Genomic DNA, 16,724 nt, shown 5'->3' on the forward strand with positions numbered 1-16,724 from the left:
TGAGTCTCGTAGGAGTGGTAGACTTGAGCCCGTCTTGGGTATTAGTCGCAACAAACTTTAGGTGGAAAGAATAGCCCTCAACTCAGCAACTATCTCTAGTGCCTGGTTTTTATATTTTCTATCCCATTCTGGCAACCAATTCTGAGGTTTACCTTTGGACTCCCAATCATCCAAAGCCAAAGCATTGACTATTTCCAGTTCCATCCAAATTCGCCTATATTGAGTCTGGAGATCTTCAACCTCCCCGCTAACATTATTCGCGCAATGTTTTTCTGATTCCCAAACAAACTTTGCAAAGGCAGTGTGATTTGCAGTAGCCAATTCTGCATCTCTCAAAAAAGCAGCTACATCAACATCTCCAAACGATATGTGTTCCATTCTACTTTCCTCCGTACATTGTTGTTACAACTTTACCGTCACTATTCGTAACCACAGTGACATTATTAGTTTTGCTAAAATAGATTGTAGTTCCACCTCTTCCAGGAGTTGCTACTCCATTCGCAATAGTATCAGCGATCACCGAAGGCATAATTCCGCGGTCTTGCATTCGATCAAGAGCATGTCCAGAATAATCCGTGTTGTCTACAGTTCCAGCTTCGTTTCGAACAGGCTGGTAACCTGGATTTTTGGGCTGATTCATTTGGTTGTATCTGCTGCCCAACGGCAATGATGACCCAGATTCCGATGTATTTGTTGCACCTGATTTCGAATCCGACGTATTGCTATCTCCACCATTCATCTCAGTATATATGGCACCAAGCCCAGCCGCATCTCCTATCCCCAATGTCTGGAATCCTCCGCCAGCGGTGACAGACGTCTTATCCGGGTCCAGCTTTGGAGTTGAGGTAATGCCATCCGATTTATTGTTGGTACTTGTTTGTCCAAATCCACCACCGACTGCACCACCTTTGGCACCAGTAAGCGCCTTATCTCCTTCGCTTAATCCAGTAGATCCACCACCAACTGCACCACCATTGGCACCAGTAAGCGCCTTATCTCCTTCGCTTAGTCCTTTAGATCCACCACCAACAATCACATCATTTTGACCATCTGGATTTATACCGAATACGTTAATCTTAAAGTTAGTCAACGCCTGCCCTGGATCTGTAAAGAGCGTGTAGGCACCATTCAATGCAGACGTAAAACCTGGATTGTTAGCCTTAAAGTTATTCCATGCCTGCCCTGGATCTGTAAAAAGTGTGTAAGCGCCATTCAATGCAGACCCTAATTCAATCTGGAACTTGCCATAGTTGGAATTACCGAAGTTAAGTCCGCTACTCCCTTGCGTACCTCCGGGAACAACTATTGGCATAAATGTCAGTGTGCCAAATGGTGTTAGTATTGGCATCTGTGTTAACACCGATTGTGGAATAACATACCCAGTAGGGGAAAAGGGATCCTTTTTAAGGTTAATTCCAGCATCGTCAAATCCAGCCACAAAAGCATTATCGCCACTTGCCCAAAGTTTTGCGCTATTTGGCAGATTAGGATATCCCTGCTCGCCGGGGGTAACACTCCAATTTATTGAATTAGTACTGGACGCAACCGGTATGTTAATCCCAAGGAGCAAATCAACAATATTCGGGACATCAACTTTATCGATTTCGGAATTACTTATTAGCGTCGTTGCAGAATCTATAACGCCAGTCAATGATTTAAAACCTACTGCTGGCTCAATTGATTGGTGCCCCCCGAAATTCCATCCATCCTGAGCCATCAGTTGGTTGACAATAGCAAAATCGGCAGTCATCCAGTCAGCATTACTGGAATCATCGCCATCAGTCGCCCCTAACGTCATATACGTCCCGTCAGCCAGCCTGTATTCAAACGAATTCCTGGTGTCCGACCATCCTTGCGCACGCGCATCATTGAGCATATCCGTGTATGCCATATGGCTAAGATGATAGGGATTATCGTAGCCAACAAATTGGTAATGTCCGTCAGCCATTTTCATGAATGGACGGTCGCCATTAAATATGGAAATAGGCCCATAGTATCCGCCATCCAGCATTTCAGGATTCACCTCCGGATTGCTCAGGGCCAAACTCTTATACACAGAAGTTGTTGCAGTTTCATTTCCCAAGTCCTGAGCATTATTGTTTGTCCCAGTCCCAGCCAATGTCGGATTAACATAATTATGGTTCTTCTCAGCTGACATCGCATTAGTCCTGTCTTGCGCCGCATCCGCTGTCCCCAGATTCACCGCATTCTGATACCCATTCACCGCATACACCGCATTGCCCGTCACATTCGCATTGGCATTATTAGTCGCATCCACATTGGCTTTAAGCGACACGCTAGCCACTGTTGCCGCAGCAAGCGTCCCTGCTGGCCCCGTCGGCGTCGTCGGCGTCACTGGCTGTAACGCAGCGATTTGTGTATTAATACTACTAATTTGCGACTTCAAGCCATCGATATACGACGTCCATGCAACCAGGGTTGATGAAGCTGATGGGTTGGATGCCGTCAGTCGCTGAAGTTGAGTGGTTGCCAAGGCCAACATATAAGCACGCATATTCAACTCTGTCTGCAACGTGTTCAAATCATTCGATGTGACAGGTGCAGGTAAAACTGGTGGCTGCGGCAAATTCGGATTCGTCGGCGTGCCTGGGTCAGTTGGATTTGTTGGATTCGTCGGATTGGTTGGCGTAGTTGTACCACCACCTCCTGGCGTGGTACCTGTATATGTACTGATTTGCGTGTTCAGCGTAGCAATTTGTCCCTGCAGGGTTGCTATACGCGCCTTCAGGTAATCTACCATTGTGTCTGTCGTATGCGGATCGACGTCATATAGTCTTTGCAATTGGACCAGCGCTACACTCAACTCACCAGTACGTTGCGCCAGTTCAGCCCGCAATGACGCCAGGTCAGTTGGAGGTGGAGTGGTTGGCGCAGTACCCCCTGTATCCAGTTGCGCTTGCAACGCCTGAATTTGAGAATAATAGTCTGCAATTTGCGCACGATAATCAGCAATGCGTCCTTCTTCGATAGAGGCCAGCAATGCTTCATCGGCAGGATGCGTATCGTGAATCCTCGACAAATTATTAAGGCTATAAGACAGATTTCCCGTAGCAGCATCCATCTTTACTTGAAGAGCAATGATCTGCGCTTCAATATCTGACGTGCTACTAGTACTACTAACGCTACTCAGGCTGGCCCGCATCATCATCGGCGCAGGACTGAAGTCTTCACCACCTTCTTCGCTACTATCTTCCACCGCTACGCTCATGTCACTGTCATCAGCAACATCGGTCACATCTTCCACCGCCATCATGCTAAACATGCCGCGTGCCGCAAACAAGGCCGACTGTGTCGGTGCTGCCTGCGCTGACGATTGTGCCGTTGGAGCCGGAGTCGGCTCCACCCATACATCCGTCTTACCCGTCCCATTGCCACTGTTCGCCGCAAAGTTATTATGGTTCGCCCCCGTCCAGCTATTAAACACCTGGCCATTCACGATCAGGTTACTCGTCGCCGTATTGGCCTGCTCACTGATCAGAACCTGTCCATGCACATCCGTGACCTGATGTTTGTAAGACGTCACGGTCGTGTTGTTCGTGAACCGCTCTTCATGCTTGACCTGGGTTTTCTGGCCATTGACGTCGTAGCTGATTTGCTGCGTGTTCCAGCTCGTGAGTGTTGACCAATCACCATTGCTGTAGTTAGACTGAATCTGGCTTTGCAAATAGCCTTCACCGAGTATCAGGTCGAGCGATACGTTGACATTATTACCTGCCATGTCACCGCTGCTGTAACCACGCAAGTGTCCTACCGCATCATAGGTACTATAGTTACTTACATTCGTGCTCTGCCCTTGGACGTTGTACGTCACCTCTTTCCTGAGCAAGCCATTAGCATCGTAGTAATGCGCCTTCCTGGTCGCCGTTTCCGCAAACGCCGCCTTCTGTACATCCTGCAAGGCCTGCAGATACCCTGCTGCCAGATTGTCGTTAATCCCTTCCTGCAACAACCTGCCCGCACCGTCATACATGCGTTCATCCACCACAGTCGCAAAGTATTGCGGCAGTGCATTGCCCTGCTGGTCATAACTAGCCACCGCCACTTTGCTGACACGATTCGCCGCATCATAGCTAAAGTAACGGGTAATCATGCCTTCGCGCACGATATAGGTGGTGCGGCTGGTATCGGGCTGACCGTTTGCCCCCAGCGGAATCTGTGCAACCAGCTCCTTGCCCCAGGCCGTGTCGCTGGCGACATTGCCATTCTTGTCGTAGGTGAGCAGATGCCCCTGGGTGCTGTTCAGACTGCCCTGGTCTGCTGTACTGCTGGTGCCTTCCACCAGCGTTTGCCTTTGCATGCTGTCATAGGCATAGCTGTTGTTATGCACAGCCGCATTGATTTGCACTGTTTCATGGCTGACTGTGTGTGTACTGCCACTGATGCTGACCTGGCGTGTCGTTGTCCCTGCAGTCTGGGCAACCTGGATATTGAGTTCGTGCTTGAGGTTGCCAGCTTTGTCATATTCCAGGGCGCTGGTATAGCCATCATCCAATGCCTCGATGAGAGAAACCTGACCCTGGGCGTTATAGCTCAGGCGCGTGTTTTGCAGGCTGATGTCAGCCTGGATGGTTTGCTCACGGGTATGCTTGCCTGCCAGGTTATAGCTATACAGGGTAGTCTTGTCGGTCGCCAAGTCGCGGATCTGGGTGACTTGCCCAGCTTCGTTGTAGTGGTAGTTAAGGTTTTGGCCACGGGTATTGGTCTGTTGCAGCAGTTGACCCGCGCTGTCATAGCGGTAGGTGTAGGTGGCTCCTCCAATGTCTTTGTGACTTTGCAACTGGCCTTGGACATTGTATTGCCAGGTACTGACGTTACCATTGGCATCGCGATGAGCGATCTGGTTGCCCTGGGCATCATAGGCAAACTGGTCATACTGCCCCAGGGGCTTTGTCGTGAGGATGAGGTTGCCACGCAAGTCGTAGCCATATTTGGTGGTTTCACCATTGGCATTGCTCTTGGCAATGACACGTCCTGCTTCGTCGTAGCTGGTGCGGCTGACCAGGCTTTGGATTTTACCGGTCACATTGCCAGTATCAGTACCATAAACGCCAACAGGGTCGCTGGTGGTCTGGAGCAGACGGCCCAGTTTGTCATATTCGTAGCGGGTGTGATTGCCATTGGCATCCGTCAACTGGACCTGCTTACCAAAGTTGTCATAGGCGTGGCTGACGATGCCGCCATCAGCATGGGTTTCTTTGATCAGCTGGCCGCTGGCATCGTAGGCCATGCGGTTGACGTTGCCGTTGGCATCTCGGTTGGCGATCTGGCGGCCCAGGCGGTCGTAATAGATTTCAGTAATGGCACTGTTGGCGCTTTGCTGGCCCGCGGCATCCGGGCTGATCTGGCGGATTAGCTGGTTGTTGGCATCGTACTGGAAGGTTGTGACACCATTGTAGCCATTGAGGTCACTGCGGCTGGTGAGGTTGCCCCAGCGGTCGTAGCTTTGGCGGATCACAGGCGTTTGACCATCGCGGGTCGGCAACGTCAGGGTGACGGCACGGCCAAGAGCATCGTACTGGCTGGTGCTGCGGCGCAGACCGGCGACGCTATCGGCTTCATGGGCAGTACTGATGTTGGACAGCGGGTCACCATTGCCGAGGTTGAGGCTGGCGGTGCTGATGCCTGCACTGGTCAGGGTGACAGTCTGGCGGCCTTGTACGTCGTATTGCATGACGCGGGTGACGCCACCGCTATTGGTGCGCCAGAGGTGGCCGGCATTGTCATAATCGAAAGTAGCTACGTCCTGGCCATTGCTGCGTTCGCGGATGGCTTCATCAAAGGCGTTGTAGACAACTTCATTACGGACTACTGCTGTCTGGTTCTGGTTGATGGCCGTGAACGGACTACCGTTCGTCGTGACCTGTACATTACTGCCCGGTGTGATGCTGGCGGTGCGGCGGCCCAGGGCATCGTATTCATAGGCAGTGAACAGAGTATGCAAGCTGCCATCGGCATTGGTGACGCCTTGCCATTGCTTGCGCAGGTGGTTTTGTGCATCGTAAGACGCAAAGTGATTGATGCCATTGGCGTCGGCATTCTGCACGACATTGCCGCGCACGTCATAACGGGCCAGGCTGATGTGGTCATCGTTGCTGATGCTGATCGAGGAATAACTATACTGACCCACGGAACTTGCAGCATTGGCATAGTCACGCTTGGTGACGACATTGCCATAGGCATCTCGGCTGTATTCTGTCAGCGTGATCAGAGTGGCACCAGCTTCTGTCGTAGTCCCTGGCTCTGCCACTGCTTTGAGGCGGTTGAGGACATCGTAATAACGGTAGCTGCGGTTACCTTGGGCATCAGTGCTGCTGATGACATTACCCAGGGCATCGTATTCAACACTGGTCGTGACATTGCCACGGCTGCGCTGGCCAGTGCTGATATCGTTGGTACCATCACTGAAACCCACATTGATGCGGGTCTGGCTGATCTGGCGGTTGGCCTTGTCATAGGTAAACAGTGTCGTACGGTCATCACTGCTATTGACTGGGAAGACCAGCTTGCCATTCGCATCAACACTACCTGCATTGGCATACTCTGTACTGCTGATGACATTACCCTGTGCATCGTAAGTCCTGAAGCTGACATAGCCGAGTGCATTGATACTGGCGGTTCTTTGACCTTGTTTGTCATAGAAGTAACGGCTGACTGTCCAACTGTCGTTTGCAGGGTTGCTGAGTACGGCTGTCTGCGACAGGTTGCCGAACACGTCGTAGCTGTAGCGTGTGATTTTGGAGGCCAGTACGCTGGCTTCACCTGCGCCGCCGCTGTTGACCCAGGTGGCAGGTTCAGTAGTTTCTACCGCACGGCCGAGTTGGTCATAACGGCTGGTGGCAATCCTGTCCTGGCTATGGTCCAGACCAGCCAGTGCCGTAGTAACCTGACTGTTGACTGGTGCCTTGCCTGCCTGGCCACTGAGCGTAGTGGCATTGATCGATGTGGCATAGCGGGTGACTGAGGTTGTGTTACCAAAGCTGTTGCGGCTAAAGCCAGTGACATTGCCAAGCGCATCAATGTCATAGCTGACACGGCCGAGTTTGTCGTAAGTTCGGTAACTGTAATTGCCAGCTACATCGCGGCTGGCGGTGACATTACCAAAGCTGTCATAGGTGACTGAGGCTTCCAGGGTGACGGACTTTTCTGATCGGGTGGCGAGGCTGTTGGCGCCATTGGCACCGAGATTGTCAGTTGTCGCATCGTAGACTGTCGTCGCCGGATAGATGGTCTTGGTCTGACGTCCCAGTGCATCATATTCAAAGCGGGTGACGCGTTGCTCTGGACGGCCAGCAGCTTCGGTGCGGCTGGTAAGGTTGCCGAGTGCATCGTAGCTCATGCGGCTGACGAGGGCTGCGCTGACCGTTGTGCCTATCTGCAAATTGCCATTGGCATCAACTGTGACGCTGGCCATGCTGACGACAGGCGAGGTTTCGCTCAATAAGCGACCAGCAGCATCGTAGTCATAGGTCCAGGTGGCACCTATTTTATTGCTATAGCTGATGCGGTTACCCAGGCCATCATAACTGAAACGCTCTGTATTGTTCAAGGCATCGGTATGGGCGATCAAACGGCCATCGGCATTGTACTGGTAGCTCTGTATCTGATCTGCCGCGTCCGTTGCTGGCATGGCGCCATTTTCAGTCAAAGGATTTGGGCTGGCAAATGTAGCTGCCGGTAAGGTTTTGGCATACTCGGTCGATTTGACCAGGCGACCGAGGGCATCATAACTATAGCCCTTGACATAACCGAGGGCATCAATGCTGAACAGCACGCGGCCACTAGCATCATAAACCTGGCGCTGGACATGGTCATTGAGCGGATCGGACTGCAGCAGGCTGCGCACGGTTGCTGACGACACCACTGCTGGCAGATTGGCCGCATTGATGGTGTGTGCGTAGCTGATGGTGCCGACCAGGTTGCCGTTGGCGTCGTAGCGGTTTTCTGCAACGGCACCCTGGCTGTCGATCGTGAACAAGAGCCTGCCTGCAGTGTCACGGGTATAGCGCACATTGCGGTCTTGTGTACTGTCAACTTGCAACTGGCTGGCGATCTCGCTGCTGCTCAGTTGGGTATTGGCATTAGGTGCGGCTATGGTATTGGCATAGGCAATACGCTGCGCCAGTTGACCATTGGCATCATAGATGTAGTGACTGACGCTGCCATCGGCGTTGACCTGGTAAGACAGGCGGTTGGCATCGTCATAGCTCATCAGGGTGACGCGGTCGGCATCACTGGCCTGCACTGTTTCTGCTGCGGCGTTGGCGGCGATGGCATTGGCGTACTGGACCTGCTTGGTCAGGTTGCCGTTTTTGTCGTAGACCAGATGGGTAACGGCACCACTGGCATCAACACTCCAGGTGAGGCGGTTGGCGGCATCATAAGTACGGTGGACATGGGCATCATGTGCTGCATCAGCCAAAGCTGCTGTGGCGGTTGCCAGCGCGCTGGCCGTCATCGGGGTAGTGGCAGGCAATGAGGCGGCGTAACTGACGACATCGACGACGTTGCCATTGGCGTCATAGCTGGTTTTAGTAACGGTACCGGTGCCGCTGACAACGTAAATGGGACGATTCAGTGCATCGTAGACAGTTTGCACACGCTGGTCATGGGCGGCATCTGCCACGACAGTTGGCGTGGTGCCGGGAACCCAGTTTGCCAGGTTGATTTCTTTGGCATAGCTGATGCGTTCTGTGACGTTGCCATTGGCATCATAGGTATAGCGGGTGACGCTGCCAGTGCCATCGATGCTGAAACGGACATGGCCATCTTTGTCATACACACGGCTTTGCTGGACATCGTGCAGGCTGTCTGCCTGCGCTCTGGCAGCGACGTCGGCGATTGTTGCTGTCTCGCTTAAACCTGTCAGAGATATCGGCGTGACATAGTTGATGACGCTGACGACATGGCCTTCATTGTCGTAAGTGTTCTTTTGAACAGCGCCACTGGCATTGATGGTGTAGACCAGACGGTTATTGCTGTCATATACGTAGCGGGTCAGGTTGCCGTTGGCGTCGCGGGCTGCGACGACATTATTATTGTCGTCGTACTGATAGCTACGGGTAACGTTTTGACCTGCCGGGTCAGTGTGCTCGGCGATGCGGCGGCCCAGAGCATCATAGTCATATTGGACGACATTGCCTGCGGGACTGGTGACGGTCAGCACCTGGCCTCGCTGATCATAGCTGTAGCGGGTGATGGCATTAAGGCCGGTCGGATCGACGACCTGGCTGATGACCTGGCCTTTGAGATCGTAATTAGTCAGGGTGACGATACCATTGGCATCCGTCATGCTGATTTGCTGGCCTTTGGCATCGTACTGGTAGCTGGTGGTCAGCGCCAGGCCGTTGGCGTCAACTGTACGTGACAGCAAACGGTTGGCGGCATCATAGTGGTAGCTGACCTTGTTGCCATTGGCATCAGTGGTTTCGATGAGGCGGTTGCCATGGTCATAGACATTGCTGACGCTATTCAATTCGCTGGCAGAACTCAGCAAGGCACCGTTAGTGTCGTACTGGTAGCTGGTGACATGACCATTGCCATCGGTAACGCTGCTGGTCTGGCCCTGGCGGTTATGGATGCTGCTGACCTTGACGCCTTCTGCCGTGGTGATGGTGACGCCACGGTTGGCAGTGTCGTAGGCGTAGGTCACGGCATTGCCATTACCATCGGTCTGGCTCAGGATGTGGCCTATGGCATCATAACTGATAGTGCGTTGTACATGGCTGGCATCAGTACCGCCTACGGCACGGCCCAGGCGGTCATAGCTGACCAGGCGTTCATTGCCATTGCCGTCAACTGTGCGGGTGATACGGCCAAAGGCATCGTACTCAACGCTGGAAACGACTGATGCACCCAATGGGTCTGTGGTAGAACCAATTTGCAGGCCACGGTGATCATAACGAGTCAGTTGGGTCAGGGCATGGTTGCTGTCGATGTTGACGGTAGTTGTGAGGCGCTCACCAAAGGCATCATAAGTAAAGCTGGTGACGGCACCAAGCTGATCGGTCACGCTGGCAATCTGGCCGGCAGCGTTATAACTGACGGTTGCCTGGCTATCGAGAGCGCTATTGGCAATGCCTGCCAGCGCTGTGCGCAGATTGCTGTCGACCAAACCACCATTCATACCTGTCAGGCTGGACAGGCGGCTTCCATACTGGACCGTGCTGACCAGTTGATTGAGTTGGTTGTATTTGCGCTCTTGTACTTCACCCAGAGCATTGACGGTGTGCGTCAGGTTGCCGCTCTGGTCATAGTAGAACAGGGTTTTATTGCCGTTCGGGTCGGTCGCACTGCTGCGGCGACCCGCCGCATCATAGGTGTAGCTGGTGCCATATTGAGCCCAGATAGCGTCGATTTGCTGCTGGCTTTGATTACCTGTCAGTTGCGCACTACCCAGACCAGACAGAGTAGCGATGACGCGGCCCAGTTGATCATAGCGCTGGTTGCTGATGCGGATGTCGCCAGTACCAGCCGCATCGATGACTTTAATCAGGTTACCAGCAACATCGTACTGATATTGCTTTTGGGTGCCTTCGGCATTGGTGCTGGTGAGGACGCGGTTGAGGGCATCATAGGTCTGGCTATTGGTCTGGTCTTCTGCATGGACGGCAGGACGCAAACTGGCAAGCGTAGAAGTCGCGGTGACCGGGGTTTTAGCTTTGTTGATGTAGCGTGTACTGCTGAGGGCATTGCCATTGGCATCGTAACGTATTTCGGTCAGGTAGCCTTCGGCATCGACATTGCCTACCAGTTGGCCTTTGTTGTCGTAGATGGCGTAGCTGTGCTGGTCGGCAGTATTAGCAGACGGAATCAGGCTGGCGAAGTTGCTGGCGCTGGTCACAGACGAACTGACTTTAGTGGCGTAGCGGATGACTTCGACACGACGGCCAGCGCTGTCGTAACGGTATTGGCTGAGGTAGCCTTCTGCATCAACAGTTCCTGTGACCTGGTTGTTGAGGTCATAGAAGTAGGTCACGTTTCTGTCATCGGCATGCGCGGTCAAGACAACATCCTGGGCACGGGTGCTGACAGTGAGTGTTGCAGTGTTGATGAGCGTGGCTCTTTGGACTGTGGCGAGCAGGTTGCCCGCACCGTCGTACTGGTATTCGGTGACAGCACCGGCAGCGCTGACGGTTTTACTCAGGTGGCCTGCTGCATCATAGAAGCTGCGGCTGATGAGGTCGTTCGCTGAGCTGGTCAGCATGGGCAGCAGGTCGTAGAAGACCCGGGCTGGTACTGGTGGTGTGACTGGCGGCGTAGCAGGAGCGACACCTTGTTCTGCCCAGACGGAGGTGCCTTCTGCACCGGGTGTTTCGCCTTTGTTGAACCATTGGGCCAGCCACAGGTGGCCGTTGTAGCTGATGGTCTCTCCACCGAGATAGGTGACGCCTACTCCCCACGGGGCATAGGTGCCAGCTTCGGGTGCCTGGGCCCAGACCTGGGTTTCACCTGGGATATCACCATGAGTAGGCCAGCGTGGTGTCCAGCGTTGTCCATCATGGATGACGATCTGGCCTTCGACATATTCAGGGCCAGCGGACCAGGGTGGATTACTGCCAGCAGGCACCACTTGGCTCCAGACATGTTCTACACCAGGTGCATAGCCAGGCGTAGTGGTCCAGTTGGCTTTCCATATCTGGCCGTCGCGAGTCACCATCTGGTTGACGACATATTCAACACCTGCCATCCACGGACGTATCGTGCCTGGTGCCGGTACTTGCGTCCATACCTTATTGACACCGGGTTCATCACCCAGCCCGGTATCCCAGCGGGCCATATAGACTTGGCCGTTGAATCTGACAGTCTGGCCTTCCATGTAATACTGGCTGGCGGACCAGGCAGCGACACTGTCGGGGGAGACGACTTCCAGCCATTTGACGGGAGTGGCATTCGGCTCACTGCCCTGGGTATCAACCCGTGCCTGGTACACCTTGCCATTGTGGGTCACCTGCTCACCCATCAAGTAGGTTGTACCCGTATTCCATTCCGGCGTGCTGACCGTTATCGGGCCAGAAGCAGACGATGTCGCCCCCCAGAATTTGCCGTTGGTGCTGGTAGCACCGGCGGCGTAACCGGAGTGGTTGACGGGGTTGTTGTCGCAGGCACAGCGACGGTATCGGTATTGCTGATCAGTTGCGCGATCTGTGTGGCAGTCAAAGGCACACTGTGCTGTATGGTCTGGATACGCTGCCCCAAGGCATTGTAGACATACTGGGTGACCTTACCATCACCATCGACCATGCCTTGCAGGTTGCCTGCGGCGTCGTAGATGTACAGTTGTTTGACACCAGTTGCGTCGGTGCTGACACTGAGACGGCCAAGGGCATCATAACGGTAGCTGCTTTGCGCCTGGCCGCCAGCGATGACGGAGATCAACTGGCCTGCTGCATCATATACAGCAGTATCGATGCGGCCATTGGCCTGGGTCTGGGTGATGGTGTGGTTGGCATCATCATAGAGATTGATGCTGCTGTGCCCCAGAGCATCGGTGGTCGACAGGACACGGCCTAAACCATCATAGGCATAGCTGGTCTGGTTATTGTCGGCATCGACTTTGAACAGGAGATTGCCACTGGCGTCATAACCATAGCTGCTGGTGGATTGCTTGCCATCGGCGATACCATTGCCATTCGCATCAACGGCGTTATAACTGGTCATGCTGGTGAGTTGACCACGGCTGTTGTATTGGTAGTCGGTACGGCTGGATTGTGCCGGGTTCTGGGTGCTAACCCAGGTGTCCAGCTGGGCCTGGCTCAGACTTTGGCTGGTGCTTAAGCCTGTCAGGTTGTAGCTGGCTGCCGGGTAGACGATGCTGGCAATGCGCTGTCCCAGATTGTTGTAGCGGAATTCGGTGACGCTGCCTTGGGCACTGACGACGAAACGTGGGTTCAGGTGGGCATCGTAGATGGTGCGGGTGGTCTCTGGCAGGCTGGCGGCCTGGCCACTGGTAGCAGGTGTACGGTAGACCGTGGATGTCAATACCTGGTGTTGGTCACCATAGGTGCGCTCGACACGCTCACCCAGGCTGTCGGTCTGGCTGAGCAGGTTGCCGTGGGTATCATAGGTGTTGACGGTGCTATTACCGAGGGCATCCGTTGACTGGATGAGTTTGCCAGCAGCATCATACTGGTACTGAACCTTTTGGATGACGCCATCGACAGCGGGACCGGTAATTTGGGTGAAGCGCTGTTTGTCGTCGTATGTATAGGTGTTTTTATTACCTAATGGATCAGTGACGGTGGTGGTGCGAGTCGCAAGATCGTAATTGAATGTGGTGACGCGCCCAAGTGCATCGGTCATGCTGGCGATGCGGTCTGTGCCTTCCTGTTTGATATAGGTAAAGCTCAGTTGGGTGCCATCAGTCTGGCTGATGCTATTAATGAGGTTGCTGTTGCCGACATAGGTATAGCTGGTGACATAGACTTTACCATCGGTGATGCTGTTGTCTTCAGGTGTCAGGTCGAGTTTGACCTGGGTCAGGCGATTTTGCGCGTCGTAGCCGTAGGTGGTGTTGCTTTGGACTGTGCCGTTGGCAAGGAGGATTTTTTCTTGGGCGAGGTTAGTGCCGACATAACTGAATTCGACTTTGTCGCCATTGGGGCTGGTGATGGAACTGAGGTAGTCGCCTGCATACGCATAGGTGGCGCTGTTGCCGTTGGCATCGCTAGACGATGTGAGGCGCCATGTGTCGCCATGGGCGGCGTAGCTTTCTGTGCTTTGGCTGGATGGATCAGTCCAGGTCCAGCTGGTGGTACCTGCATCGTACTTCAGGGTGTCGAATTTACCGGAACCGGCACGGGCCATATAGCTGTTGCTGGCAGCATCAAAGTCGTAGGTCTGGATGGAGTTGTCGGTACCAACGCGCTGGATGGAGCTCCCCGCCTGATTCAGTGTACCGCTGACGTTGACGAGGCGGCGGTAGCCGTTGATCCACCAGCCGTCGGCGTTGTCGTCTGTGAATGTGCCCTGGCTGTTGTAGGTGCGGATCAGAGCAAGGTCGTTGCCGCGGCTGGCAAGAAAGCCGTCTTTGTCTTGCAGGATGAGGTTGCCAGTGGCGATGTTGACGATACTCTGCTCGCCTGTCTTGCCCTGGCTGGCGGAACCTAAATTACCGCGTTGACCCAGATTAGACGACGATGCTAAGTTCAGGCCTGTGCTGTTGCCGCTGACGATCGCTACCATGTAACTTCCTTTTATGTTTGAACTATTGGCATTTATTTAACGACGCCAATATCCATACAAGCGTCGTTTCTTAAAGCAATAGTCCAAACATTTAGGAATTTGTTTAGGTGAAATCGAAATAAATTGAAAATTCGTTTTTAATTCTTAAATTAAGCTATTCACATATTTATCGTTAATTAAAAACATTAAAACGCCAAAATAACGTTCGGCGTCAAGTTTCAAGAGAAGTGAGGCGGCAATGCATAGAAAGCGTTGATAATTTAATTTTTAATGTTATTTAGGCAATTAAACGTGAAATGGATTGAGGCAAGGCGTATGGCGGAAGAGGTGACCGCTGTGATTAAAGGAGCTGGTGCGAGTGAGGAGTCTTGATGCAGTCATTGTAGGCTTGGATTCTTACACCATGAAAACCAAGGGCAAGACCAGCAGGTTTTATTTATCTGGTCAATGGTTTCCGGCACAGGTGGTCGGCTTCACCGGAATATGCAGCTGATCGCATATATTTGAAATTGAAATGGATATAGGTGTCGCCAACATTCAATTCAACTAATCTCGGCTATGTCATCTCTTTTCTCACCAATACGCTCTGCTCTATAGCCCTAATACCAGCCTCCATTTTCTGCCTGGCAGAGGAATTAGCAGAATGCACGGTCATCTTGGGTGGCTTGAAGCCATGCAATGCAACGGCTTCCTCTATCCACAGAACTACATCATAGCCAGTGCCTCGTTGATCATTGCCCAAGTCATGTTCCAAGCTGATTTCGGCTACTGCATTAGTTTCCAGCAGGTCAATGGCTTCGTTCGGCCAGTAGACGCGTACCCAGCCTTCTGGCGTGGCGCGTTCGTCGTCCAGAAACACGCGTAGCGCAAGACAAGCTGGATCAACTGAAGTCATGGCAGTACGAACCAGATGGTCATGGTCTAGTAAACGCTCATAATCCTTACTGCCAAATTCACGTCCGACAGGTGTGACATTAGCCCAGAAAGAATCTTCTTTTCCCAGTGCAGGACCAGGAAGCTCTTTGAGGTAATCGTCAATCAGTTGTTTCCGCGTTTTATTAGTCATGGCAAAAGCTCCCTATGCTCGGTATTGAATGTCAAAATTGTCTTTACTTGTGAAACTATTCTGAAAGTTCAATAATCAGGTTTGGGTCGAACGGACCATTCTCAGGTGTGCCCGCCCTGGTCTTATACCCGCAGGGATTGCACACCACACGGCAATCACCGATTTGATAATTAAATGACTCATGCATATGCCCATGAATCCAGAGATCGGCCTGCGAGGCGATGTCATCCAAATTGGAGGCATAGGCCGCAGACACCATGTCACTGGCGTAGCGCTCCGAGACGGATTTCATCGACGGTGCCATATGCGTCACAACCACCGTCTTTCCGGCGAAGGGCTCCGTCAACCTTTGCTTCAACCATGATTTATGCTGTGAATGAAATTTGGCCGTGTCAGCCGATCGTAATTTGCGGTACCCGGCACCGGCCAAGCGGATGCGCTTGTAGTCAACCATCACAGCCTCTGCCTCGCGCATGGCGAATTGCCGATCGCCATCTCCAAAAAGTCGGAAATCTGTCCACATCGTTGCACCAAGGAATCTGACATTCCCAAGAACGAATTCACTGCAGTTCAAGAAGTGCACGTTGCCAGCAACCGCACATGCAGCCTCAATATCTTCCTGCATATGCTCCAGATGTTTGCCGTAGGATTCATGATTGCCATGTACATAGAGCACAGGAATACCCTCAAATGTCTGTGCAGCCCATTCAACCGCTTTCGCACCTGTATCAATATCTCCCGCCAGGATCACCACATCCGGGCGACTGATGGTAGGATCAATAATAGGAGCAGCTTCACGCCACAGCTCATGATGAAGATCTGATAATGGCAAAATGCGCATGATAACTTTCAATAAATAAAATCCTCTTTGTATAACGGATGGGAATAAATCTTCCTTTAAGTGTTGAACTCGGATGTTTGAAAATAAATCTCGCTTCAGATCATTAACTACTCATGAAAAAAATATTCGTCGACACGGAATTCACTGATTTCCTCGACCTGCACCTAATCAGCTTGGGCTTGGTGAGTGATGCAAGTGAGGAATTCTATGCCGAGGTTCCGTTTCCAGATGCAAGTTGCTCTGCTTTTGTACGCGAGGCAGTCATTCCGCTGCTAGGTAGGATAACTGATGCAGCTATGTCAAAAGATAGCTTATGCGAGCAGCTCCTTGCCTGGCTATCTGCAGTTCGCCCTGAGAACACGGACATCGAGATTTGCTACGACTACCAGACGGATTGGGATCTATTTATTGATGCCATCGACTATCAGGTTCCAGCCTGGTGTCACCCGCATCTAATCGCCAGCAACATCGATGAAGTTCTGAAGTACGAGTTTTATAAGAAGTATGATCTACCTCAACACCATGCTCTCTATGATGCCAGGGCGAATCTGGCGGCTTTTAAGGAAAGCGATAATGATCGTCTTTAACGCAATCCTAATAGCCTCTATTCTTCCA

6 protein-coding genes are annotated in these 16,724 nt (G+C 52.4%); 1 reads left to right on the forward strand and 5 read right to left on the reverse strand.

The window, feature by feature from the left end; genetic code table 11:
* Positions 1 to 57: 57 nt before the first annotated feature.
* The 5 genes from UNDKW_RS19780 to UNDKW_RS19800 form a co-directional block, all read right to left on the reverse strand.
* Positions 58 to 378, reverse strand: coding sequence for a hypothetical protein (locus UNDKW_RS19780; RefSeq protein ID WP_162060118.1), 321 nt, complete (start codon positions 376 to 378; stop codon positions 58 to 60).
* Between the two features lies 1 nt (position 379).
* Entirely contained in the window at positions 380 to 12,025 is an 11,646-nt protein-coding gene (locus UNDKW_RS19785) for a carbohydrate-binding protein (RefSeq protein WP_370529143.1), read from the reverse strand.
* Positions 12,022 to 14,202, reverse strand: coding sequence for an RHS repeat protein (locus tag UNDKW_RS19790; protein ID WP_162060120.1), 2,181 nt, complete (start codon positions 14,200 to 14,202; stop codon positions 12,022 to 12,024). Before UNDKW_RS19790 ends, UNDKW_RS19785 begins: the two co-directional genes overlap by 4 nt.
* Positions 14,203 to 14,758: 556 nt before the next feature.
* Positions 14,759 to 15,268 (reverse strand): cyclic-phosphate processing receiver domain-containing protein, encoded by a 510-nt coding sequence (locus UNDKW_RS19795; protein ID WP_370529040.1) that lies wholly within the window; start codon positions 15,266 to 15,268, stop codon positions 14,759 to 14,761.
* 55 nt (positions 15,269 to 15,323) lie between these two features.
* Positions 15,324 to 16,109 carry a metallophosphoesterase gene (locus UNDKW_RS19800; protein ID WP_162060121.1) on the reverse strand — a complete coding sequence of 262 codons (786 nt, stop codon included), beginning with the start codon at positions 16,107 to 16,109 and terminating at the stop codon, positions 15,324 to 15,326.
* Positions 16,110 to 16,222: 113 nt separating this feature from the next.
* Here UNDKW_RS19800 and UNDKW_RS19805 point away from each other — a divergent pair, with 113 nt between their 5' ends.
* A complete protein-coding gene (locus UNDKW_RS19805) occupies positions 16,223 to 16,696 on the forward strand; it encodes a 3'-5' exoribonuclease (RefSeq protein WP_162060122.1) in 474 nt (157 codons plus the stop codon).
* Positions 16,697 to 16,724 lie beyond the last annotated feature (28 nt).

Origin of the sequence: Undibacterium sp. KW1 (assembly GCF_009937955.1) — a bacterium.
Lineage (GTDB): Bacteria > Pseudomonadota > Gammaproteobacteria > Burkholderiales > Burkholderiaceae_D > Undibacterium.